22 protein-coding genes and 2 pseudogenes are annotated in these 22,425 nt (G+C 71.9%); 11 read left to right on the top strand and 13 right to left on the bottom strand.

The genetic code is table 11. The annotated features are described in order from the left end of the window. Positions 1 to 30: 30 nt before the first annotated feature. The 7 genes and pseudogenes from ACIBBH_RS24825 to ACIBBH_RS24795 form a co-directional block, all read right to left on the bottom strand. A pseudogene (locus tag ACIBBH_RS24825) lies at positions 31 to 177 on the bottom strand (cytochrome P450); the annotation flags it as partial. After that, the gene (locus ACIBBH_RS24820) at positions 174 to 1,271 is read right to left on the bottom strand and encodes a type III polyketide synthase (protein WP_399408319.1); all 1,098 of its coding nucleotides are present in this window, start codon (positions 1,269 to 1,271) and stop codon (positions 174 to 176) included. The gene ACIBBH_RS24820 and the pseudogene ACIBBH_RS24825, both read right to left, overlap by 4 nt. Before the next feature lie 116 nt (positions 1,272 to 1,387). Continuing rightward, positions 1,388 to 1,624, bottom strand: coding sequence for a DUF6213 family protein (locus ACIBBH_RS24815; RefSeq protein WP_388790152.1), 237 nt, complete (start codon positions 1,622 to 1,624; stop codon positions 1,388 to 1,390). A 25-nt stretch (positions 1,625 to 1,649) separates the two neighbouring features. Further along, complete coding sequence (locus tag ACIBBH_RS24810) at positions 1,650 to 3,035, bottom strand: NADP-dependent succinic semialdehyde dehydrogenase (RefSeq protein ID WP_399408057.1); 1,386 nt, start codon at positions 3,033 to 3,035, stop codon at positions 1,650 to 1,652. 72 nt (positions 3,036 to 3,107) lie between these two features. Continuing rightward, positions 3,108 to 3,584: an NUDIX domain-containing protein gene (locus ACIBBH_RS24805; RefSeq protein ID WP_399408055.1), complete on the bottom strand. Its 477-nt coding sequence runs from the start codon at positions 3,582 to 3,584 to the stop codon at positions 3,108 to 3,110. After that, positions 3,581 to 5,119, bottom strand: a complete 1,539-nt coding sequence (locus tag ACIBBH_RS24800) for an ATP-dependent DNA ligase (RefSeq protein ID WP_399408053.1) — start codon at positions 5,117 to 5,119, stop codon at positions 3,581 to 3,583. Before ACIBBH_RS24800 ends, ACIBBH_RS24805 begins: the two co-directional genes overlap by 4 nt. A 29-nt stretch (positions 5,120 to 5,148) precedes the next feature. Beyond that, a pseudogene (locus ACIBBH_RS24795) lies at positions 5,149 to 6,089 on the bottom strand (NAD(P)/FAD-dependent oxidoreductase). A gap of 65 nt (positions 6,090 to 6,154) precedes the next feature. Between ACIBBH_RS24795 and ACIBBH_RS24790 the strand changes: the two are divergent. The 6 genes from ACIBBH_RS24790 to ACIBBH_RS24765 all read left to right on the top strand — a co-directional run bounded on the left by ACIBBH_RS24790 (position 6,155) and on the right by ACIBBH_RS24765 (position 11,393). Next, positions 6,155 to 6,727: a helix-turn-helix domain-containing protein gene (locus tag ACIBBH_RS24790; RefSeq protein WP_399408052.1), complete on the top strand. Its 573-nt coding sequence runs from the start codon at positions 6,155 to 6,157 to the stop codon at positions 6,725 to 6,727. An 86-nt stretch (positions 6,728 to 6,813) separates the two neighbouring features. Further along, on the top strand, positions 6,814 to 7,791 hold the full coding sequence (locus tag ACIBBH_RS24785; RefSeq protein ID WP_399408050.1) for an NADPH:quinone oxidoreductase family protein: 978 nt from the start codon (positions 6,814 to 6,816) through the stop codon (positions 7,789 to 7,791). Further along, positions 7,788 to 8,969: an acyl-CoA dehydrogenase family protein gene (locus ACIBBH_RS24780; RefSeq protein ID WP_399408048.1), complete on the top strand. Its 1,182-nt coding sequence runs from the start codon at positions 7,788 to 7,790 to the stop codon at positions 8,967 to 8,969. The genes ACIBBH_RS24785 and ACIBBH_RS24780 overlap by 4 nt, the downstream gene beginning before the upstream one ends. Further along, entirely contained in the window at positions 8,966 to 10,048 is a 1,083-nt protein-coding gene (locus ACIBBH_RS24775) for an acyl-CoA dehydrogenase family protein (protein ID WP_399408046.1), read from the top strand. The genes ACIBBH_RS24780 and ACIBBH_RS24775 overlap by 4 nt, the downstream gene beginning before the upstream one ends. A 183-nt stretch (positions 10,049 to 10,231) precedes the next feature. Then, on the top strand, positions 10,232 to 11,095 hold the full coding sequence (locus ACIBBH_RS24770; RefSeq protein WP_399408044.1) for a phosphatidylinositol-specific phospholipase C/glycerophosphodiester phosphodiesterase family protein: 864 nt from the start codon (positions 10,232 to 10,234) through the stop codon (positions 11,093 to 11,095). Between the two features lie 103 nt (positions 11,096 to 11,198). After that, positions 11,199 to 11,393: a hypothetical protein gene (locus ACIBBH_RS24765; RefSeq protein ID WP_399408042.1), complete on the top strand. Its 195-nt coding sequence runs from the start codon at positions 11,199 to 11,201 to the stop codon at positions 11,391 to 11,393. 12 nt (positions 11,394 to 11,405) lie between these two features. On the opposite strand, the gene ACIBBH_RS24760 is transcribed toward ACIBBH_RS24765, so the two are convergent. The 3 genes from ACIBBH_RS24760 to ACIBBH_RS24750 form a co-directional block, all read right to left on the bottom strand. After that, positions 11,406 to 12,647, bottom strand: a complete 1,242-nt coding sequence (locus tag ACIBBH_RS24760) for a phosphodiester glycosidase family protein (RefSeq protein ID WP_399408040.1) — start codon at positions 12,645 to 12,647, stop codon at positions 11,406 to 11,408. A 75-nt stretch (positions 12,648 to 12,722) separates the two neighbouring features. After that, the gene (locus ACIBBH_RS24755) at positions 12,723 to 13,088 is read right to left on the bottom strand and encodes a DUF779 domain-containing protein (protein ID WP_399408038.1); all 366 of its coding nucleotides are present in this window, start codon (positions 13,086 to 13,088) and stop codon (positions 12,723 to 12,725) included. Between the two features lie 12 nt (positions 13,089 to 13,100). After that, on the bottom strand, positions 13,101 to 13,547 hold the full coding sequence (locus ACIBBH_RS24750; protein ID WP_399408035.1) for a PaaI family thioesterase: 447 nt from the start codon (positions 13,545 to 13,547) through the stop codon (positions 13,101 to 13,103). Positions 13,548 to 13,638: 91 nt separating this feature from the next. On the opposite strand from ACIBBH_RS24750, the gene ACIBBH_RS24745 reads away from it, so the two are divergent. Further along, positions 13,639 to 14,067 (top strand): MarR family winged helix-turn-helix transcriptional regulator, encoded by a 429-nt coding sequence (locus ACIBBH_RS24745; protein ID WP_399408033.1) that lies wholly within the window; start codon positions 13,639 to 13,641, stop codon positions 14,065 to 14,067. A 277-nt stretch (positions 14,068 to 14,344) separates the two neighbouring features. On the opposite strand, the gene ACIBBH_RS24740 is transcribed toward ACIBBH_RS24745, so the two are convergent. The 3 genes from ACIBBH_RS24740 to ACIBBH_RS24730 form a co-directional block, all read right to left on the bottom strand. Continuing rightward, a complete protein-coding gene (locus ACIBBH_RS24740; protein WP_399408031.1) occupies positions 14,345 to 15,172 on the bottom strand; it encodes a DUF6424 family protein in 828 nt (275 codons plus the stop codon). A 127-nt stretch (positions 15,173 to 15,299) separates the two neighbouring features. After that, positions 15,300 to 16,559 carry an NB-ARC domain-containing protein gene (locus tag ACIBBH_RS24735; protein WP_399408029.1) on the bottom strand — a complete coding sequence of 420 codons (1,260 nt, stop codon included), beginning with the start codon at positions 16,557 to 16,559 and terminating at the stop codon, positions 15,300 to 15,302. Between the two features lie 54 nt (positions 16,560 to 16,613). After that, on the bottom strand, positions 16,614 to 17,390 hold the full coding sequence (locus ACIBBH_RS24730; protein WP_399408027.1) for a GntR family transcriptional regulator: 777 nt from the start codon (positions 17,388 to 17,390) through the stop codon (positions 16,614 to 16,616). 297 nt (positions 17,391 to 17,687) lie between these two features. Between ACIBBH_RS24730 and ACIBBH_RS24725 the strand changes: the two genes are divergently transcribed. The 4 genes from ACIBBH_RS24725 (at position 17,688) to ACIBBH_RS24710 (ending at position 22,395) form a co-directional block, all read left to right on the top strand. Continuing rightward, on the top strand, positions 17,688 to 18,965 hold the full coding sequence (locus ACIBBH_RS24725) for an extracellular solute-binding protein (protein ID WP_399408025.1): 1,278 nt from the start codon (positions 17,688 to 17,690) through the stop codon (positions 18,963 to 18,965). Positions 18,966 to 19,070: 105 nt separating this feature from the next. Then, positions 19,071 to 20,069: a carbohydrate ABC transporter permease gene (locus ACIBBH_RS24720; protein ID WP_399408023.1), complete on the top strand. Its 999-nt coding sequence runs from the start codon at positions 19,071 to 19,073 to the stop codon at positions 20,067 to 20,069. Continuing rightward, on the top strand, positions 20,066 to 20,896 hold the full coding sequence (locus ACIBBH_RS24715; protein WP_399408021.1) for a carbohydrate ABC transporter permease: 831 nt from the start codon (positions 20,066 to 20,068) through the stop codon (positions 20,894 to 20,896). The genes ACIBBH_RS24720 and ACIBBH_RS24715 overlap by 4 nt, the downstream gene beginning before the upstream one ends. An 8-nt stretch (positions 20,897 to 20,904) precedes the next feature. After that, positions 20,905 to 22,395, top strand: a complete 1,491-nt coding sequence (locus ACIBBH_RS24710; RefSeq protein WP_399408019.1) for a glycoside hydrolase family 3 protein — start codon at positions 20,905 to 20,907, stop codon at positions 22,393 to 22,395. The last annotated feature ends 30 nt before the right edge of the window (positions 22,396 to 22,425 follow it).

The following is a 22,425-nucleotide window of genomic DNA, read 5'->3' as shown; positions in this document are numbered from 1 at the left end:
CTCGGGGCCCCGGGTCAACGCCCCCTTCTCGGGCAGCCGGATGCGGCTCACCGGTCCCTCGCGCATCAGCTCGGTCAGCACCGGGTCGAACTCCACCCCGGCCGGGTCGAGCGCCGGCCAGGGCCGGATCGGGTGCGAGGGCTCGGCGAGCGTCTCGGTCAGCGTGTCCTCGGTCATGCCGTCTCTTCGTTCTCGCCGCGCCAGCGACCCAGCGTCATCTCCGCGGTGATGCCGGGACCGAATCCGGCCAGCAGCCCGCGCGCCCGGTGCTCGGCGCCGCCCTCGTCGAACATCCGGCGCAGCGCGTCCAGCACGACGGCGCTGGCGATGTTGCCGTACTCGGTGAGCGTGGCCCGGCTGAAACGGAACGCGTGCGGGTCGACCTGCAGGAACTTGCTGAGGTCGTCGAGTATTCGGGGACCGCCGGCGTGGACGATGTAGAAGTCCAGGTCGGACGCGTCCCAGCCGTGCGTGCCGGCCAGGTTCTGCAGCGCCGGGGCGAGCGGCTCCATCGTCGCCGGGACCCGCTTGTCCAGCAGGAAGTGGAAGCCGGTGGCCCGGACGTCGTACATGATCCACTCTTCGGTCTTGGGGATCAGGTACGAGCCGTTGCGCTCGAGTTCCACGCCGGTGCCGCCCCTGCCGCGGACCACGGCGGCGGCGATGCCGTCGCCGAACAGGCCGTTGGAGAGCAGCGAGCCGACCTCGATGTCGGTGGGCTGGTAGCACAGCGAGCAGAACTCGCATGCCACGATCAGCGCGTTGGCCCGGGGGTAGGCCGTGCAGAAGTCGTGGGCCCGGTTGATCGCCGCTCCGCCGGCCGCGCAGCCCAGCTGGGCGATGGGTATCTGCCGGGTGGTGCTGTCGAAGTCCATCTCGTTGATCAGCCACGCCGTGAGCGAGGGCATCATGAAGCCCGTGCACGAGACGAAGACGATCACGTCGATGTCGGTGGTGAGCAGCTCCGCGTCGTCGAGCGCGCGCTGGATCACCGCGGGGACCCGGGCCTTGGCCTCGGCCTCGTAGAGCTTGTTGCGCTCCTCGAAGCCCGGGTGCTTCAGGGTGTCCTCGATCGGCTGCACGATGTGCCGGGTCCGTACGCCCGTGTTCTCGATCAGGCGGAGCGCCAGCGGCAGTTGCGGGTGGTCCGCGTGGCGGGAGCGCGCCAGCTCCAGCGTCTCCTCCATCGTGATCACGTGTTCCGGAACCGACACCGAGGGTCTGCACAAAGTCGCCATGAACCGTGCCTGCTTTCGCCGTCCGGCAGGCAGGAGCCCGCCGGTCAGAAGGTGGTTCACCTCAGGAGGTGGTTCATCCACGATCACCCGGGAGGGCGACGATCTCGCGTCGGGTTACTCCAGACCGGTGACCCCGTGTCCGGACGCCGCTACGGCGCGCCCCCGCTGCTGTGCGCGATGCACGCCACATCAATCCGGTCGGCCAGCTTCGCGAGCTCGATCGTCAACGCGGCCACGGTGTCCTCGTCGAGCCCCTCCTGCCCCGCCTCGACGAGACGCAGCCACCTCCCGCCCACCGTGCGGAGCAGCTTGCTCACTTCGGCCGCAGACACCTGCAAGGTACCGCGGTCGTCGACGATCAGAGGCAGAGTCACTTCGCGGTTCACAGACGGGATGGTAGTCGTGGAACCGTCACGCACCCTGCCAAACGGTCGTGATGTTGCAGAACTCCCGGATTCCGTGCCCGGACAGCTCACGCCCGTACCCGGACCGCTTCACACCGCCGAACGGAAACGCCGGATGGGACGCCGTCATGCCGTTGACGTACACCGCACCGGCCTCCAGATCCCGTACGAACCGGTCCACCTCGGCCTCGTCACGCGTCCACACGTTCGAACTCAGCCCGAACGGCGAGTCGTTGGCGATGAGCACCGCTTCGTCCAGGTCCTCGGCCCGGTACAGGGTCGCCACCGGCCCGAAGGCCTCCTCGCGGTGGATGCGCATCTCGCGGGTGATGCCGGCGAGGACGGTCGGCGGGTAGTACCAGCCGGGCCCCTCCGGCCGTTCGCCGCCGCACAGCACGCCGGCCCCGCCGCGCCGGGCGTCGTCGACCAGTTCCTCCAGGTCGGCCCGGCCCTGCTCGCTGGAGAGCGGCCCGATCTCCGTGTCCTCCTCCAGCGGATCGCCGGTCTTCAGCGCCTTCATGCCCGCGACGAACCGTTCGGCGAAGCGGTCGTACACGTCGGTGTGCACGATGAACCGCTTCGCGGCGATGCACGACTGCCCGTTGTTCTGCACCCGCGCGGTCACCGCGACCTCGGCGGCCCGGTCGACGTCGGCCGACGGCATGACGACGAACGGGTCGCTGCCGCCCAGCTCCAGCACCGTCTTCTTGATCATCTCGCCGGAGGTGGCGGCGACCGCCCGGCCCGCGGGCTCGCTGCCGGTGAGCGTGGCCGCCTTCACCCGCTCGTCGCGCAGGATGTCGTCGACCGCCGCGGAGCCGATCAGCAGGGTCTGGAAGCAGCCCTCGCTGAAGCCCGCCCGGTGGAAGAGGTCCTCCAGGTACAGGGCGGTCTGCGGGACGTTGGAGGCGTGCTTGAGCAGGCCCACGTTGCCCGCCATCAGCGCCGGCGCCGCGAAGCGGATCACCTGCCACAGCGGGAAGTTCCAGGGCATCACGGCGAGCACCGGGCCGAGCGGCCGGTAGCGCACCCGGACCCGGGAGGCACCGGAGTCCTTCACGTCGTGCTCCGCCGGCTCCTCGTCGGCGAGCAGCCCCTCGGCGTGCTCGGCGTACCAGCGCATCGCCCTGGCACACTTCGCGGCCTCGGCGCGGGCCTGTTTGACCGGCTTGCCCATCTCGGTGGTCATGACGCGGGCGATCTCCTGCTGGTCCTCGTCGAGGAGATCGGCGGCCTTGGTCAGCAGCCGGGCGCGCTCCGCGAAGGTCGTCGTCCGGTACGTGCGGAAGGTGGCCTCGGCGAGCTGGAGCCGGCGCTCCACTTCCTCCTCGCCCAGGGCCTCGTACGTCTTGAGCGTCTCGCCGTTCGCCGGGTTCACCGTCGCGATGGGCATGGCTGACCTCCCTCGGAGCAGGGCTGTGTTACGACCTTCCCGCGCGGCGGTGGGCACCGCAACGCGGAGCGGCTACTCGGCCGAGTGCTCCGCCAGCCGGTCCAGAAACGCGGCCTGCGCCGTGACGATCACCTCGCGGCCCCGGTCCAGGCCGAACCACTCCACACGGTCCAGCTCGGGGAACTCCTGGACGCGGCCCGACCTGGGAGGCCACTCCATCGTGAAGGTGCCCGGGTCGATCGCCCGCGGGTCCAGGTCGGCCTCGACCGCCCAGGCCGTGACGATCTTGCCGTTCGTCTGCCGGACCTCGCCCAGTGCCACGGCCTTCCCGTCGGGCGGCGGCAGGCCCAGCTCCTCCTGGAACTCCCGGCGGGCCGCCTCCCAGGCGGGCTCACCGGGGTCGTACTCGCCCTTGGGGACGGTCCAGGCGCCGGCGTCCTTCCTGAGGAAGTAGGGCCCGCCCATATGCCCGAGCAACACCTCGAGGCCGTCGTCCGTGTGCCGGAACAACAGCAGTCCGGCGCTGCGCTTCGGCGCGGTCGGGCTCACGGCCTCACCTCCGGATGGGCGGCCAGCAGCGTCTCGACGGTGTCCGCGTCCTGAGGACGCTTGTCGTCACGGTAGCGGACGACCCGGGCGAAGCGGAGGGTCACGCCGGCCGGGTAGCGGGTGGAGCGCTGCAGGCCGTCGTAGGCGATCTCCACGACGAGTTCGGGGCGCACGGTCACCCCCCAGCCGTGTTCCTCGACGGCCAGTTCCCGCAGCCGCTCGGTCTGCCAGGTGAGCATCGCGTCGGTCATGCCCTTGAAGGTCTTGCCGAGCATGGCGAAGCCGCCGTCGGCGGCGCGGGCGCCGAGGTGGAGGTTGGACAGCTTGCCGGTGCGGCGGCCGTGGCCCCACTCGGCGGCCAGGACCACCAGGTCGAGGGTGTGCACGGGCTTGACCTTCAGCCAGGACGCGCCGCGCCGGCCCGCGCTGTACGGGGCGTCGAGGGCCTTCACGACCACGCCCTCGTGGCCACGGGCGAGGGTGTCGGCGAGGAACCGTTCCGCCTCGGTGACGTCCTCCGGCCCGGACACCAGCGTCCGCCGCACCCGCATCGGCTCGGGCACCAGCCGGGCCAGCTCCGCGTGCCGCTCGGCGAACGGCAGGTCGAGCAGGTCGCGGCCGTCGACCACCAGCGCGTCGAAGAAGACGGGGGAGACGGGTACCTCCTGCGCCGCCTTCGCCACGTCCGTCCGGGAGCCGACCCGGCCCGCCGTCTCCTGGAAGGAGCGGGGCCGCCCGGCCGCGTCGAAGGAGATCACCTCGCCGTCCAGGATGAACCGCTCGCCCGCCAACTCCAGCGCGGTGGATGTCACTTCGGGCAGCCGGTCGGTGATGTCGTCGAGGGTCCGGGTGACGACCCGTACCGTGGACCCGTCCCGGTGGACCTGCACGCGGATGCCGTCCAGCTTCTCCTCCACCGCGCACGCGCCCAGCTTCTCGACCGCCTCGGCGACCGAGGAGGCGCTGTGCGCGAGCATCGGCAGCACGGGGCGGCCGACGGTGAGCCGGAAGCGGTCCAGCGCCGCCGGCCCCTCGGCGAGCAGCGCCTCGGCGACCGTCTGCAGCGAACCGGCGAGCATCACCGCCCGCCGTACGTCCGCCGCGTCCGCGCCGGTCGCCCCGGCCAGTCCCTCCACCGCGACGGCGTCCAGCGCACCCTGCCGCACCTCGCCGGTGATCAGCCCGAGCAGGAAGCGCTGCTCGTCCTCGGTGGCCGCGCCCATCAGCTCGCCGACCAGCCGGGCCCGTTCCGCCTGGGATCCGGGCCCGGAGACCTTGCCGAGCTCGGAGAGCCGGGCGTCGACCTCGCGCACGGTGAGGGACGGCTCGGCGGCGGGCGGCACGCGGCGGGACAGCACCTTCCAGCCCACCCCGAGCCGCCCCTGCGGCAGCCGTCCCGCCAGGTACGGGATGACGATCGGCACGTCGTCCGCCTCCGCCTCCCGGAACAGCTCCGCGAGCAGGGCGGTCTTCCGGGACCGCGCCGACGTCGCGGCGACCTCCCGGGACACGTGGGCGAGCCGGGTCAGCAGCATGCAGCCATGGTGCAACGGGGCCGCCGCGGCTACACCCCCACGGCCGCGTCGAGATCGGCGAACAGCAGCTCCGCGTTGACCGCCGCGCCCGCCCGGTAGCCGCGGCTGGCCGCATTGACCACCTGCTCCGCGAAGCCGCTCGCGTTGCCCGCCGCCCACAGCCCGGGCACGGTCGTCAGGCCGCGTTCGTCGATCACCGGGTACGTACCGAAGGGTGTTTCCCTCATCTCCGCGCCCAGCCGGGAGAGCAGGCCGGTCCGCGGCACGGCACGCGGCGCCACGAACAGCACCTCGCGTTCGTACACCGACCGTCCGCGAGCCGGACCCCGGTGAGCCGGTCGTCGGCGACGGCGAGCTCGGCCACCTCGCCGGGGACCACCCGGACGCCGGCCACCGCCAGCCGGCGCAGATCGTCGTCCGTCAACCCCGTCTCGGTGACGGTGTGCAGGAAGAGGGTCACGTCCTTGGACCACTGGCTGACCATCAGGGCCTGGTGGGCGCTCATCGGCGTGGTGGCGAGCACGCCGAAGGCCCGGTCGCGCACCTCCCAGCCGTGGCAGTACGGGCAGTGCAGCACATCCCGGCCGAAGCGCTCGGCGAGGCCCGCGACCGGCGGCAGCTCGTCCTTCAGGCCGGTGGCGACGACCAGCTGCCGGGCGTGCGCGGTGCGCCCGCTCTCCAGCCGCACGGTGAAGCCGGTTCCCGCGGCGGCGTCCACCGCCCGGTCCCGGACCAGTTCGACGCCGTACCGCGCGATCTCCGCGCGGCCCACGGCCAGGAACTCGGCGGGCGGCATGCCGTCCCGTGACAGATAGCCCTGCATGTGCGCGGCGGGCGCGTTGCGCGGCTCGCCCGCGTCGACCACCAGCGTGCGGCGCCGGGCCCGGCCGAGCACCAGCGCGGCGGACAGGCCGGCCGCCCCGCCTCCGACGATGACGACTTCATAGGTGTTCTCGGTGTTCTCGGTCATGGTGAGACAGTCGCCCAAGCCCTGCGGGATTGACAAACGTCCTTGCCGATCCTGCAATAAAAGACATGAGCACCGACGACGTACTGGCCGAAGTGGGCCCCCGGCTCCGCCGCATCCGCAAGGACCGGGAGGTGACCCTGGCGGCGCTGTCGGAAGCGACGGGGATCTCCGTCAGCACCCTGTCCCGGCTGGAGTCCGGCCTGCGCAGACCCAGCCTCGAACTGCTGCTGCCGATCGCGCAGGCCCATCAGGTGCCGCTGGACGAGCTGGTCGGCGCGCCGCCCGTCGTCGACCCGCGGGTACGGTCCAAGCCGATCGTGCGGGGCGGGCGCACCCACTGGCCGCTGACCCGCCAGCCCGGCGGGCTCCAGGCCTTCAAGGTGCTGGAGCCGCAGCGCAGGCTCGAACCGGACCCGCGCTCCCACGAGGGCTACGAGTGGCTGTACGTGCTGGCCGGGCGGCTGCGGCTGGTGCTCGGGGAGCATGACGTCGTGCTCACGGCCGGGGAGGCCGCCGAGTTCGACACCCGCGTTCCGCACTGGTTCGGGTCGACGGGGGAGGGGCCGGTGGAGTTCCTCAGTCTGTTCGGGCCGCAGGGGGAGCGGATGCACGTACGCGCCAAGCCCGCGCGGACGTGACGCACCCGACTGTTCCCTCATAGGCAAGCGACCGCTTAGTATGCAGTCGACCCCGGTCAGACGAAGCAGTCCCGTGGAGGCCCCGCATGCAGGCATGGCAAGTGCACGAGAACGGCGAGCCGAGTGAGGTGATGCGGCTCGAGGAAGTGGAGCGGCCCACCCCCGGTGACGGCCAGGTCCTGCTGAAGGTGCGTGCCGCCAACATCAACTTCCCGGACGTACTCATGGCCCGGGGCCAGTACCAGGTCCGGCCGCCGCTGCCCTTCACGCCGGGCGTGGAGATCTGCGGAGAGACGGAGGACGGGCGGCGGGTGCTCGCCAACCCGGCGCTGCCGTACGGCGGTTTCGCCGAGTACGCCGTCGCCGACGCCGCCGCCCTGCTGCCCGCGCCCGAGTCGCTGGACGACGCGGAGGCCGCGGCACTGCACATCGGCTACCAGACCGGCTGGTTCGGCCTGCACCGCCGGGCCGGTCTGGAGGCCGGCGAGACGCTGCTGGTCCACGCTGCCGCGGGAGGGGTCGGCAGCGCGGCCGTGCAGCTCGGCAAGGCGGCCGGGGCCACCGTCATCGGCGTGGTGGGCGGCGCCGACAAGGCCGCCGTCGCCCGGACGCTGGGCTGCGACGTCGTGATCGACCGGCGTGCCGAGGACGTCGTCGCGGCGGTGAAGCAGGCCACCGGTGGCCGGGGCGCCGACGTGATCTACGACCCGGTCGGCGGCGAGGCCTACACTCAGTCCGCCAAGGTCGTCGCCTTCGAGGGCCGGATCGTGATCGTGGGCTTCGCCAGCGGCAGCATCCCCAGCCCGGGGCTGAACCACGCCCTGGTGAAGAACTACTCGATCCTCGGCCTGCACTGGGGCCTGTACAACACGAAGAACCCCAAGCTGGTCCAGCACTGCCACGAGCAGCTCACCGAGCTGGCCGCCCGGGGCGCCATCAAGCCGCTGGTGAGCGAGCGCGTGCCGCTGAGCGGGGCCGCGGCCGCCGTGCAGCGGGTCGCCGACGGCGTGACCACCGGCCGCGTCGCCGTGGTGCCCGCCCTGGAGAACGGAGCCTCCGCATGACAGACGCAGCTGAACTCAAGAGCCGTACTGCGGAGTTGCTGGCCGCGCACCCGCCGGCCACCACCGACCGCCTGGAATTCCTCAGGGCCCGCTTCGACGCCGGGCTGGCCTGGGTGCACTACCCGGAGGGCCTCGGCGGCCTCGGCGCCCCGCGCTCCCTCCAGGCCGTCGTCGACGCCGAGCTGGAGGCCGCGGGCGCCCCCGACAACGACCCCCGGCGCATCGGCATCGGCCTCGGCATGGCCGCGCCGACGATCCTGCGCTACGGCACCGAGGAGCAGAAGCAGCGGTTCCTCAGGCCCCTGTGGACGGGGGAGGAGGTCTGGTGCCAGCTCTTCAGTGAGCCGGGCGCCGGATCCGACCTGGCCGCGCTGAGGACCCGCGCCGTTCGTGAAGGCGACGACTGGGTGGTCAACGGGCAGAAGGTGTGGACGTCCAACGCCCACATCGCCCGCTGGGCCATCCTCATCGCGCGCACCGACCCGGACGTGCCCAAGCACGCGGGCATCACCTACTTCCTCTGCGACATGACCGACCCCGGCGTCGAGGTGCGACCGCTGCGCCAGATCACCGGCGAGGCCGAGTTCAACGAGGTCTTCCTCACCGACGTCCGCATCCCCGACGCCCGCCGCCTCGGCGAGGTCGGCGACGGCTGGCGGGTCGCGCAGACCACGCTGAACAACGAACGCGTCGCCATCGGCGGCATGCGGCTGCCCCGCGAGGGCGGCATGATCGGCCCGGTCTCCAAGACCTGGCGGGAACGCCCCGAGCTGCGCACCCACGACCTGCACCAGCGCCTGCTGAAGCTCTGGGTCGAGGCAGAGGTCTCCCGCCTCACCGCCGAACGCCTGCGCCAGCAGCTCGTGGCCAGCCAGCCCGGCCCCGAGGGCTCCGGTATGAAGCTCGCCTTCGCCCGCCTCAACCAGGAGATCAGCGGCCTGGAAGTCGAACTCCGCGGGGAGGAGGGGCTGTTGTACGACGAGTGGACCATGCGCCGCCCGGAGCTGGTCGACTTCACCGGCCGTGACGCCGGCTACCGCTACCTCCGCTCCAAGGGCAACAGCATCGAGGGCGGGACCACCGAGGTCCTGCTGAACATCGTCGCCGAGCGCGTCCTGGGCCTGCCCGCCGAGCCGCGCACCGACAAGGACGTCGCCTGGAAGGACCTCGCCCGATGAGCACCGAGCCCGACCTGCTGTACTCGGAGGAGGAAGAGGCGCTGCGCGCCGCCGTCCGAGACCTGCTCACGGACCACTGCGACGCGACGGGCGTGATCGCCCGCGCCGAGTCGGACGCCCCGCACGACCTCTCCCTCTGGAAGGCGCTCGCCGACGGCATGGGCCTGGCCGGCCTCCTGGTTCCCGAGGAGCGGGGCGGTCAGGGCGCCACGCACCGGGAAGCCGCCGTCGTGCTGGAGGAGCTGGGCCGCGCGGTCGCGCCGGTGCCGTATCTGACCAGCGCGGTGGTGGCCACGGAGGCCCTGCTGGCCTGTGACGACGACGAGCTGCTCACCCGGCTGGCCTCCGGGCGGACCATCGGCGCGCTCGCCGTCGGCCTGCACGTGCCCCCGGGCGGCGGCTTCAAGGCCGTACGGCAGGAAGACGGCGCCCTGCACGGCGAGCTGGCCGGGATCGCGGACGCGGCCGTAGCGGACGTCCTGCTGGTGCCCGCCGACGACGGTGAGCTGTACGCCGTCGACGCCGACGCCGTGACCGTCACTCCGCAGGTCTCCCTGGACCTGACCCGTCCGGTGGCGACCGTGCGCCTCGACGGGGCGCCCGGCCGTCGGCTGGGCGCCGCCGAACCCGCCGTACGGCGGGCGCTGCGCGCCGGGGCCGGACTGCTCGCCTCCGAGCAACTCGGCGTCGCCGACTGGGCGTTGACCGAGACGGTGCGGTACCTGAAGGAGCGCAAGCAGTTCAACCGGCCCGTCGGGGGCTTCCAGTCGCTCAAGCACCGGCTGGCCCAGCTGTGGCTGGAGGTCGTCAACCTGCGCGCGGCGGCCCGCAACGCGGCGGACGCGCTCGCGACCGGCCGGGATGCCGATGTGGCGGTCGCCGTCGCCCAGGCCTACGCGGCCCCCGTCGCCGTCCGCGCCGCCGAGGAGGCGGTGCAGCTGCACGGCGGTATCGGGATGACCTGGGAGCACCCGGCTCACCTGTACCTGAAGCGCGCCAAGGCGGACTCGATCGCCCTCGGCACGGCGGGCGCGCACCGCGAGGCACTGGCCGAACTGGTCGACCTGCGCGCCCCCTGACGTACACCTGGCCAAAGCCCGAGAGAGCCCGTCCCGCCAGGGACGGGCTTTTTCGTGTGCACTGCAGCGACGAAGCGAACTCATGACGGCAGTCCGGCCAACTCCCCGCACAGACCTGCTCCTCGGCCCCGAACGGATCGCACAATCGCTGAGGTTCCGTAAGGCCTACCAGGGAGGCAGAGCATGGCCCTCACCACCCGTCGCAGAGCCCTCACCACCCTCGGCGCCGCACTCGCGGGTCCGCTCGCCCTGCCCGGCGCGCAGGCGCTGGCGGCGCAGCGGAAGCACGGCCCGCGCCCGTTGTGGCGCGCCCACGCCCACAACGACTACGAACACCCCCGCCCCCTCTTCGACGCCCTCGGCCACCGCTTCGGCAGCGTCGAGGCGGACATCTACCTCGTGGGCGACCAGCTCCTCGTCGCCCACGACCCGGTCGAGCTCGACCCGGCCCGCACCCTCGAGTCCCTCTACCTCGACCCGCTCGCCGCCCGGGTGAAGGCCAACCACGGCTCGGTGTACCGCGGTTGTCGCAGGCCGCTGCAACTCCTCATCGACATCAAGACCGAGGGCTCCGCGACGTACCTCGAACTCGACCGCCACCTCCAGCGCTACCAGCACCTGTTCACGACCTGCGCCCACGGACGCGTCCACCCGGGGCCGGTCACCGCCGTGATCTCCGGCGACCGGGCCGCCCGTACCCCCATGGAGGCCCAGACCGTGCGCCGGGCCTTCTACGACGGCCGGCTCACCGACCTCGGCGGCGCGGCCCCCGCCTCCTTCATCCCGTTGATCAGCGACAACTGGACGCTCAACTTCAGCTGGCTGGGCGACGGCCCGTTCCCGGACGCAGAGCGGCAGAGGCTGCGCGGCATCATCCGGGCCGCGCACGCGCACGGGCAGCAGGTCCGGTTCTGGGCCACCCCCGACACGGCCGGCCCGCCGCGGGACGCACTGTGGACGGAACTGCTCGCCGCCGGCGTCGACTACCTCAACACCGACGACCTCACGGGGCTGGAGGCGTTCCTGGACGCCCACCCGACCCCGTAAACACCACACGAACGGGGGACATGTCAGCCCATGGCGCGAACCCTCCGCTACGCCACACTTGCGGGCGAACGCCGCGAAATGGATGTGGCGGAGGAGGTTCGCGATGGCCGTTTCCATCTCTGTGGTGCTGCTGCTCCTGATCATGGCGGTGATCTTCATTCGCAACGGCGCGCTGAAGATGTCCCACGCCCTGGTCTGCGTGCTGCTCGGCTTCTACCTGGCCAGCACGAGCATGGCCCCCACCATCCACAGCGGGCTCACCGCCACCGCCGAACTGGTCGGCAGCCTGCGGCCCTGAGCGGCCCGCGCGTCATGGTGCCGAGAAGACCCCGATGCCGTTGGGCACGGGGCGCTCGGCGCCGCCGCTCGGGTGGTTGCGTACCGACACCGCGGTGGCGCCCGGCTCGCGCGCGACCAGCTCCGTCGAGCCGCCGCCGTCCAGGCTGAAGGCGTCGACCGATCCCAACGCCCGCATGCCGTCGGCCACTTCGGCGATCGTCAGACCACTGCGGTAGGCCGGCGCGCCGTCCAGCGCGAACAGCAGCAGCCGTCGCCCGCCGCCCGCGATGCCCACGGCCGTGCGCACCGCCGAGGTGGTGTGATCGAGCCCGGGCAGCGGCTGCCCGTCGCGCAGCACCGGGTAGCCGCCGAGCGCGAAGCGGTACGGGACCCCGGACGCGGACGCCACCAGCCCGTGCCGTACCGTCACCCGCTCGCCGATGGACAGCTTCCGCAACTGCCCGGCCCCCGCCTCCCGGCCGACCAGGACCGTGGTGCCGGCGGCGATGGGACCGCTGCCGGGCTTGTCGGAGGCCGACACGATGCGGCCGTGGCGGACCGTCACCTCGTAGGTGTCCGTGCTGCACGGGGCCGCCCGGTCGGTGTCCGTGCCGCAGGTGGAGCGCACCCGGGAGGCGCTGCCCCACCGCGCGGTGAACGCGCCGACGGAGTCCACCGGCAGCGCGTACTGGTTGAGCCCGCCAAGCGGCAGCCGTCCCTGCGGTGTGCGCACGGACCCGTGGAGGGCGAGCCGGTCCAGGCGGGCCCGCCGGTCGGTGCCCACGCCGAGGACGTCCTCGGTGGCCGTGCCGGGCGGCAGCGCCGGGCCGAACCGCTGCCCGTCCGGCACCGCCGCCTTGAGCACCCGGCCGTGCGCGATCGCCGGGCCCACGGTGGCACCGGTCGCCTCGACGCCCGGGTGCTGGGTCTCGGTGATGTTGAAGAAGTCGCCGTTGACGCCCGCGACCGCCCCCGCCGTGTCGGCCAGCTGCGAGACGGGGGCGCGGGCAGCCACCGCGCCCGGGTACAGCAGGTCCAGGCGTACGTGCGGGTCGCGCAGGTCGACGGTCAGCAGATGGGCGTGGGTCACGCCCTTGCCCGCCGGAAGGTCGAACTGCTCGTAGGTGACACCCGGCGCGATCCGTGTGCCGGCGCCCCGCACGGCGGAGGCCGGTGCCGCACCCGTCAGGGCCGCACCGGCCAGCACGCCGAAGGCCGTGAGAACCGTGCAGACCGCTCTCGCCGCTCCGTACCGCTTCCTACGACGCGCCACTGTCCCCCCTGATGTCTTGTCAACTGTCACAGGACTCGGGGGAAGTGCACCAGATCGCGGTGGCCCGCGCGGTGGCTATGCGTCGACTACGCGAGAACGGGTGAGGAAGCGCACCCCCTCGGGTGCCTCCAGTGAGAAGCCGCTGCCCCGTCCGGGTACCACGTCCACGATCAGCCGGGTGTGGCTCCACACCTCGTACTGACTCCTCGACATCCAGAACGTCACCGGCTCCTCGACGCCCTCGACCTCCAGCTCGGCCAGCAGCACGTCCGAGGCGCCCGTGCGGAACTCGCCGTCCGGGTAGCACATGGGCGCGCTGCCGTCACAGCAGCCGCCGGACTGGTGGAACATCAGCGGACCGTGCGCGGCACGCAGCCGGCGCAGCAGATCGGCGGCCTGAGGGGTGAGTTCGACGCGCGGGACTTCGGTTTCCTGGTCCATGCCCACCGAGTCTCACGGCTCGTCAGCAAGGCGTCCAGAGACGGGCTCGGGGATTACGGCGATCGTTCCCTGGGCCACGGCGCACAGGGTCTCCCGGCCCTCCGCGTCGACGGCGGAGACGTCGCACCGGCAGACGGCGAGGGTGCGGCCCGCCCGGACCACTTCGGCGCGGGCCCGCAGGAGTGTCCCACGGGCCGGGCGCAGGTAGTCGATGGTGTAGCCGGCGGTGATCAGCCGGGGGCCGAGGACGGAGCCCGCGGCGAAGGTCAGGGTGTTGTCCGCCGCGTAGCCGAGGACCCCGCCGTGCACGAAGCCGTACTGCTGGAGCAGTTCGGTGCGGATGTCCAGTTCGAGTTCGGCCCCTCCGTCGCCGAAGGCCGTCAGCCGGGCGCCGAGCAGTTGGCTGAAGGGCTGCTCCGCGAGCGCCTTCCGGGCGTGTTCCAGGTCCAGGGTTTCCACGTTCTCCCTCGTGCTCCATGCGGGCCGGATGAGTCACTTCACTAGTGAAGTGAGACTGGCGCGGCCCTCGCCCGTCTGTCAAGATCGGCCCATGTCCGAGCCGTCAGACCAGCGCCTGTTCTTCCTGCTGCAGCGCGCAGCGCACCAGCTGCGCACCACCGCCGACCGGCGCTGTCTGGCCGCCGCGGGGGTCACCACGGCCCAGCTCGGCGCGCTGTACGCGGTGCGCGACCGGCCGGGCGTCACGCAGGGGGAGCTCGCCCGCACGCTCGGCCTTCGGGAGTCCGCCGTGACCGCGCTCGTCCGGCGGCTCACCACGGCCGGGCTGGTGGCCCGGAACCCGCATCCCCGTGAACACCGCGCTGTCGCCCTGGAGTTGACGGAAGCCGGAGGCGCCGCCCTGACCGCCGCGCAGCCCGAGGTCGAGCGGTTCAACGCCGAACTGCGCGGCCTGCTGGGGGAGGACGGGTTCAGCCGGACGGCCGCCGCGCTGGACCGGCTCGCCGCCTGGGAGGCCTGACCGCCCGCGCCCCGGCCTCAACCCCCGGGCGGCGGAACCGGCTTGGTCCAGTCCGGGTCGGCCCACCCTCCCGGCTCAGACGGACCGGGCAGGTCCGGGCGGTACCCGGGGTCGCGTTCCCGCCGGAGCCGGACGCTCGCCCCCGGCCGGCCGGCCCGTGCGCGGTGGCCGACGACATGGTCCCGACCCCGGGGTCGTAGCAGAGCAACTGCCGCGCCGGGTCGTCGGCCTCCAGCATCTCCAGTAGCCGGACCACGTTGGTGGGGGTTCCCCCCCGCTAGCCGGCGGGCGGTCCGGACGCGGTGCCCCGCCCGGGGCCGTTCTGCCGCGCGAACGCCTCCAGCGCGACCGGGCTGCTCGGCGGCAGGACCGCCATCTTGCCGAGCTCCTGGGCCTCCGCCAGGGTGTCCGCCGCCTCGCTGCCCTCGGGCACGAAGGCCAGCCGTACGTGCCCGTCGCCGGAACCGCGCCGGTCCACCGGGGCCACGGCGCCGTGGGTTCCGTCGGGCAGGGTGACCCACAGCTGGAAGTCGTCGAACCGGATGTAGTCCGCGGCCTTCACCGGCCAGGGGTAATGGTGTTCACCGGGCGGCACCTTGGGCAGGATCGCCTGGTGGTGTCCGTGGCTCAGCGGCACACACGCGTTGAACAGGGAGTCGGTCCACGCCTCGACGCCGTCGGCGTCCTTGACCGGGGCGCGCAGCAGGTCCTCGGCCTCCTCGTATCCCAGTTCCGCCAGGGCGGGCACGGTGAGCGGGAAGGCGTCCACGAGTTCGGCCGCGTCCTGCCGCAGCCGGTCCACCTTGGCGGGGTCGGCGCAGAACTGCATGCTCCACTCGATGCCGACCCGGGCGCGGTACATCCGCCAGCCCCGCGCTCCCTTCACCCACAGGCTGCCCCCGTGGTGCATCTCCCAGTGCTCGGCTCCGGCCGGACGGGGCCCGTACGGCAGGTCCTCGTCGGCCATCTCGCCGAGGATCTTCTTCGCCACCCGTTTCGCGGCACGGAAGAACGCCGACTCGAAACGCGGGGGATGGTCGACGAGACGTATCTTCCACGGGTGGTTCTCCGACTCGACACCGCCCGGCTGTATGGCGTCGGCCATGCCTGACCTCCTCGGGGCGGCCTCGCGGGCGGCTGAGCGGCTCGCGGGGCGGACTCCCCCTGCCTCCATCGTGCGCCGCCGGCCGGCCGGCCGCTACTCGGCGGAAGGACCCTCGACGGGACCCTTCTCAGGTGCCGGTTCCGAGCGGCCGGCGTTCCGCGAGGCAGTGCGCCACGTACAGACGCACCGCGTCGTACAACCGGTAGCGGATACGGCCGTTCCGCTCGACGCCGGCGACGTGGATCATCTGGCGGTGCAGCAGGTCCTCGACGAGGTCGACGGCGAGGTCCCTGGACGGCGTCACCCGGGTCAGCAGCTCCTCCACGCCGAACTCCCCGGGCGCCGCGTGGAGTTGGCGCAGCGACTCCTTGAGCGGGGGCGGCAGCAACCGGTGATAGGCCGTCACGCTCGCTTGCAGGGAGAGGTCTCCGACGCGCAGGAACGCGAGGCGGCTCCGCTCGTCCGCCAGGCGGTCCGCCAGGTCGCGCAGGGACCGGTGCGGCCGGGCCGTGAGCCACAGGCCGGCGATGTGCAGGGCCAGCGGCAGCCGGGCGCAGGAGTGCAGGACGCTCAGGGCGGCGGACCGTTCCGCCCGGGTGCGCGCGACGCCGACGAGGTCCTCCAGCACCCGGTGGGCGTCCGGCTGTGCCAGAGCGCCGATCCGGTGACGTAACTGCGCGGGAAGCGCGGGCAGTTCCCGCCGCGCGGCCACCAGGACGGCGCTGCGCACCTCGTCCACGAGCAACGGGCGGACCTGCGCCTCGCTGTCGACGTTGTCGAGGACCACCAGGACACGGCGCCTGCTCAGCGTGTCCCGCAGCCGGGCGGCCGCCTCCTCCGCGCTGTCCGCGGTGGACGCGGCGCCGAGGGAGCGCAGGACGCGGCGGACGAGCGTCTCCGCCGTGAAGGGCAGGGAGGAGGCGGGATGCAGGTCCACGAAGACCTGCCCGTCCGGGAACCGGGTGCGTACGCCGTGCGCGGCCCGCAGGACCAGCGAGGTCTTCCCCGCGCCGGGCGGCCCCACGACGACGGCGGGCCCCGCGTCGCCGCGGTCCCGCTCCGAGAGGTGGGTCTTCAGGGAGGCGACGGTCCGCTCCCTCCCGGCGAGCCGGTGCCGCGGTGCCGCGGGGAGCTCGGCGGGCATCGGCCCGGCCGGGCCTCCGGGACGCGGCGGCCTCAGCAGCCGTCCGGGGGGCAGACCGAGGGCCCGGGCGAGGAGGAGCAGCGACTGCTTGCGGGGGCGGGCGGTGTGCCCGGTCTCGAGGTTGCGGATCGCCCGCACGCTGAGACCCGACCGGACCGCCAGTTCCTCCTGGGTGAGGCAGGCCGCCTCACGGGCGCCGACCAGAGCTGCCGCGAGCGTCTGTGGCGTGGGTATTTCTGTCACGACAAGCCCATCTCGTTGTGCGGTCTTGTTGTGCGGTGCCGACCTGAGCGGGCGTCAGCCGTGTTCTCGGTCCGCCGGACGCATCAGCGCGGCCACGAACTTGTAGCGCGAGCCGCGGTACACCGAGCGCACCCACTCCACCGGTGTGCCCTCGGCGTCCCGCGAGTGACGCGACAGCAGCAGCATCGGCAGGCCCACGTCGGTGGCGAGGAGCCCGGCCTCGCGCGGGGTCGCCAGGGACGTCTCGATGATCTCCTCGGCCTCCGCGAGCTGCACGCCGTACCTCTCGGCGAGCGCCGTGTACAGCGAGGTGTACGTGGCGAGCGACCGTCTGAGGCCCGGGAAGCGGCGTGCGGACAGGTGGGTCGTCTCGATCGCCATGGGCTCGCCGCTGGCCAGCCGCAGCCGTTCGATGCGCAGCACCTTGTCGCCGGCGTCGATGCCGAGCAGCCCCGCCAGCTTCGCGTCCGCGGCGACATGGCCGATGTCCAGCACCTGGGAGGCCGGGTCGAGCCCCTGGGCCCGCATGTCCTCGGTGTGCGAGGTCAGCCGCAGGGTTCGGTACAGCTTCGGCCGGGCGACGAACGTGCCCTTGCCCTGGATGCGGTCCAGCCGTCCCTCGCCCACGAGTTCCTGCAACGCTTGCCGGACGGTGGTGCGCGAGGTGTCGAACCGTACGGCGAGCAGCCGCTCGGCGGGCATGGCCGAGCCGGGCCGGAGGGCCTGGGTGATCTCGAGGATCTGCTGCTTGACGCGGTAGTACTTCGGCACACGCGCGCTGCGACCGGGCACCCCCCTGCGGTGCTGGGCGCTGCTGACGTCGATGGTCATGGCCTGCCTTCCCGGCTCACTCGGCGGTCTCCCGTTATAACCCCCAACTGCCCAATGGTCTAGTCCAACCCGAGGCGCGTCGCCGCTCCCGAGGACCGCCCGCTGCCGTCCGGTGACTTTCTCGTAACGGACGGCACCGCTTCCCGAACCGCCCTTGACACCCCCAAAGGTCTAGGCCAAGCTCCACGTACTGGTCTACACCATTAGTGGCCAGGTCCCGAGTCCCACGTGCAACAGCGACTTCGCAGGTCACGGCCGGGGGCGTGGGGGGTCAGTGGCATCCCTGAGGAGGGTGGCGTGAAGCGCAAGCTGATAGCCGCGATGGGTATCGCAGGCATGATGGTCTCCGTCGCGGCGTGCGGCGGGGACGACGGCGACAGCGGCAAGAACGCGGGACCGGACAGCTTCAAGGGCCAGACGCTTCGGGTCTGGACGATGACCGGGTCCGCTCCGGAGCAGTGGACCAAGGACGTGCAGGCCGCCTTCGAGAAGAAGACCGGCGCGAAGCTGAAGTTCGAGATCCAGAAGTGGGACGGGATCCAGCAGAAGATCACCACGGCTCTCTCCGAGGACAACCCGCCGGACGTCATCGAGGTCGGCAACACCCAGACCCCGGCGTACGCGGCCACCGGCGGCCTCGCCGAACTGGGTGACCTCAAGCAGGCCATCGGCACCGACTGGACCCCGTCCGTCTCGCAGTCCTCCGTCTACGACGGCAAGCAGTACGCGGCTCCCTGGTACTTCGCCAACCGGGTCGTCATCTACAACAAGAAAATCTGGGCCGAGGCCGGCATCAAGTCCACCCCGAAGACCCGGGACGAGTTCTTCGACGACCTGAAGACCATCGGCAGGAAGACCGACGCCGAGCCCCTCTACCTGCCGGGCCAGAACTGGTACTTCTTCGACGGCCTCACCATCGGCCAGGGTGCCGACCTGGTGAAGAAGGACGGCGACAAGTACGTCTCCAACCTGGCCGATCCCAAGGTCTCCAAGGCCATGGAGATCTACAAGCAGTACGCGTCCTACTCCGAGGCCCCCAAGGACAAGGACGAGGCCAACCCGCAGCAGGCCGAGGTCTTCGCCAAGGGCAAGACCGGCGCGTTCATCGGCATGGGCTGGGAGGCCGGCACCGCCGTCACCGCCAACAAGTCCATCGAGAAGGACCTCGGCTACTTCACCATCCCCGGTGAGACCGCCGGCAAGCCCGAGGGCGTCTTCCTCGGCGGCTCGAACCTGGCCGTCGCGCAGGGCAGCAAGAAGCAGGCGCTGGCCAAGGAGTTCCTGAAGCTGGCCCTGTCCGACAAGTTCGAGGGCGAGCTGTCCAAGCTCAACGGCGTCATCCCCAACAAGGAGTCGCTGCAGACCAACCTCAAGGGCAACGTCGTGGCGGAGGCGGCGGCTCCGGCGGCCGCGGTCGGCGGCACCACTCCGCTGATTCCCGAGTGGGCGGCGGTGGAGAACACCCCGAACCCGATCAAGTCCTACATGACGGCCGTGCTGAACGGTAAGTCCCCCGCGGCGGCCGCCAAGGAAGTCGAGGGCGAGATCAACAAGCGTCTGGCCCAGCAGAACTGATGACCCGCGCCGGGGGCGCCGCACGTCGCCCCCGGCTCATTCGTGTCGTTCGTACGGCCGGTACGACCCGTACGGCCAGTACGGCCATGGAAGAGATGGCAACTCATGTCAGTGCAGACCGAAGGCACGGACACGGCCGGGGAGCCCGCTGTCCGCAAGGCCGAGGCGCCGGTGCCTCCCCGCGGTGAGACACGCGGGTCCGGGCCCTCGGCCCGGCGCGGTGCCGCCGCTCCCTATCTGCTCCTGCTGCCCGCGCTGCTGGCCACACTGATCCTGCTCGGCTGGCCGCTGGTGAAGAACGGCATGCTGTCGTTCCAGAACCTCAACCCCCGGCAGCTCATCCAGCACCTCACCGAGTGGAACGGCGTCGACAACTACAAGTCCGTGCTCACCGCGGCGGACTTCTGGCACGTCGTCGAGCGCTCCGTCGTCTTCACCGCGGCCAACGTCGTGCTGATCATGCTGTTCGGCACCCTGGTCGGCCTGCTGCTGGCCCGTCTCGGCCGCAAGATGCGGCTGACGCTGATGCTGGGCCTCGTCCTCGCGTGGGCCATGCCCACCATCGCGGCCACCACCGTCTACCAGTGGCTGTTCGCCCAGCGGTTCGGCGTCGTCAACTGGGCGCTGGACAGGCTCGGCTGGCACTCCATGGCCGACTACAACTGGCTCGGCAGCCAGTTCTCCACCTTCTCCGTGGTCACCCTGCTGGTGGTCTGGCAGTCGATCCCGTTCGTCGCGATCAACCTCTACGCCGCCACGACCACGATCCCCAGGGAACTGTACGAGGCCGCGTCCCTGGACGGAGCCGGCGCCTGGAAGAGCTTCACCTCGGTGACCTTCCCCTTCCTCAGGCCCTTCCTGTACGCCACGGCCTTCCTCGAGGTCATCTGGGTCTTCAAGTCGTTCGTGCAGATCTTCGCCATCAACGAGGGCGGCCCGGACCGGCTCACGGAGACCCTGCCCATCTACGCCTTCGTCGAGGGCGTCGGCAACCAGCACTTCGGGGTGGGCGCGGCGATCTCCTTCCTGACCATCGTGGTGCTGCTCGTCATCACCTCGTACTACCTGCGCATGGTGCTCAAGCAAGAGGAGGACGAGCTGTGAAGCGCTCACTGTTCGGCCGTATCTGGCCCAACGCGACCGCCGTCGTCCTCTTCGTCGGCTTCGCGTTCCCCGTGTACTGGATGTTCGCCACGGCCTTCAAACCGACCGGCGACATCATCGCCGAGAACCCGGTGTGGTTCCCGACGCACGTCACCCTCGGCCACTTCACGAAGGCCGTGCACGCCGACCACTTCTGGACCCTGGTCGGCAACTCCGTCCTCGTCACGGTCTGCGCGGTGCTCTTCTCGCTCGTCATCGCACTCTTCGCGGCCTTCGCCCTGGCCCGGATGCAGTTCAGGGGCCGGCGCGGGCTCATCGTGACCTTCATGCTGGCGCAGATGGCCCCCTGGGAGGTCATGGTCATCGCCATCTACATGCTGGTCCGCGACAACGACATGCTCGACAGCCTCGTCCCGCTCACCGTCTTCTACACGATGATGGTGCTGCCCCTCACGATCCTGACCCTGCGCGGCTACGTGGCCGCCGTGCCGAAGGAACTGGAGGAGTCCGCGATGGTCGACGGCTGCACCCGCACCCAGGCGTTCGTCAAGGTGATCTTCCCGCTGCTGGCACCCGGCCTGATGGCGACCTCGCTGTTCGGCTTCATCACCGCGTGGAACGAGTATCCGCTCGTCCTGATCCTCAACAAGAGCATCGAGAAGCAGACCCTGCCGATCTGGCTCTCCCAGTTCCGCACCGCCTTCGGTGACGACTGGGGTGCCACGATGGCGGCGTCGACGCTGTTCGCGCTGCCCATCCTGATCCTTTTCATCGTTCTGCAACGCAAGGCGGTCAGCGGCCTGACCGACGGCGCCGTGAAGGGATGACACCCCCGATGACCACACTCGCCACCGGCAACCACACCCTGACCCGCGACGCGCTCACCGTGCTGCAGCCGGGCTTCGCCGGCACCACCGCGCCGGACTGGGTGCGCCGCCGGGTCGGCGAGGGGCTTGCCTCCGTCGCCCTGTTCGGCCGCAACGTCGCCAGCCAGGAGCAAGTCACCGCGCTCACCGCCCAGTTGCGGGCGGAGCGGGACGACCTGCTGGTGGCCATCGACGAGGAGAGCGGTGACGTCACCCGCCTGGAGGTCCGCACCGGTTCCTCCTTCCCCGGAAACCACGCCCTCGGCGCCGTCGACGACCCGGATCTCACCCGGGGCGTCGCCCGTGAACTGGGCCGGCGCCTGGCCGCCTGCGGCGTCAACTTCAACTGGGCGCCGTCCGCCGACGTCAACGCCAACCCCGACAACCCGGTCATCGGCGTACGGTCCTTCGGTGCCGGCACCGACCTGGTCGCCCGGCACACCGCCGCCTACGTCCAGGGCCTGCAGTCCACCGGCGTCGCCGCGTGCACCAAGCACTTCCCCGGCCACGGCGACACCAACGTCGACTCGCACCACGCCGTCCCGCGCATCGATGTCGACGCGGAGACCCTGCACGAGCGTGAACTCGTTCCCTTCCGCGCGGCCATCGCGGCCGGCACCCGCGCCGTGATGAGCGCGCACATCCTCGTCCCCGCCCTGGACCCGCACCACCCCGGGACCCTCTCCCACCGGATCCTCACCGAGCTGCTGCGCGGTGAACTCGGCTACGAGGGGCTGATCGTCACCGACGGCATGGAGATGCGCGCCATCTCCGGGACGTACGGCCTGGAGCACGGCGTGGTCCTGGCGATCGCGGCGGGCGCCGACGCGATCTGCGTCGGCGGCGGGCTGTGCGACGAGGGCACGGTGCTCAGGCTGCGGGACTCGCTGGTCGCCGCGGTCCGCTCCGGCGAACTGCCCGAGGAGCGCCTGGCCGCCGCCGCCGCCCGGGTACGGCAGCTGGCGCGCTGGACGGCCGAGGCGCGGCACGGAATGGGGGCCGAGGCCGAACCCGCCCCGCAGATCGGACTGTCCGCGGCTCGCCGCGCGCTGACCGTGACCCGAGCGGGCGCCGCCTCACCGGTCACCGAGCCGGTGTACGTCGCCACCTTCAACCCGGCCGCCAACATCGCCGTCGGGAACGAGACCCCCTGGGGGCTCGCCGCCGAACTGGAGCGCCTGCTGCCCGGCACCACGACCGGCTCCTTCACCGGCGCCGACGCGGGCAGCGCCGCCCTCGCGGCAGCGGACGGCCGCCGGGTCGTCGCAGTGGTCCGCGACGAGCACCGGCACGACTGGATGCGCGCGGCCCTCGACACGATCCTCGCCGCCCGCCCGGACACGATCGTGGTCGAGATGGGCGTACCGCAGGCCCCTCCCCGAGGCGGCCTGCACCTCGCCACCCATGGCGCCGCCCGCGTCTGCGCGGTGGCGGCGGCGGAGCGCGTCGTCGAGGGCTGACCCAGCGGTTTCCCGCGCCGGCGTGGCACA

The organism is Streptomyces sp. NPDC051636 (assembly GCF_044453765.1).
In the GTDB taxonomy this organism is placed as follows: Bacteria; Actinomycetota; Actinomycetes; order Streptomycetales; family Streptomycetaceae; genus Streptomyces.
Note: the sequence above shows the minus strand (reverse complement) of the source record. Positions and strands in the feature narration are given on the sequence as shown.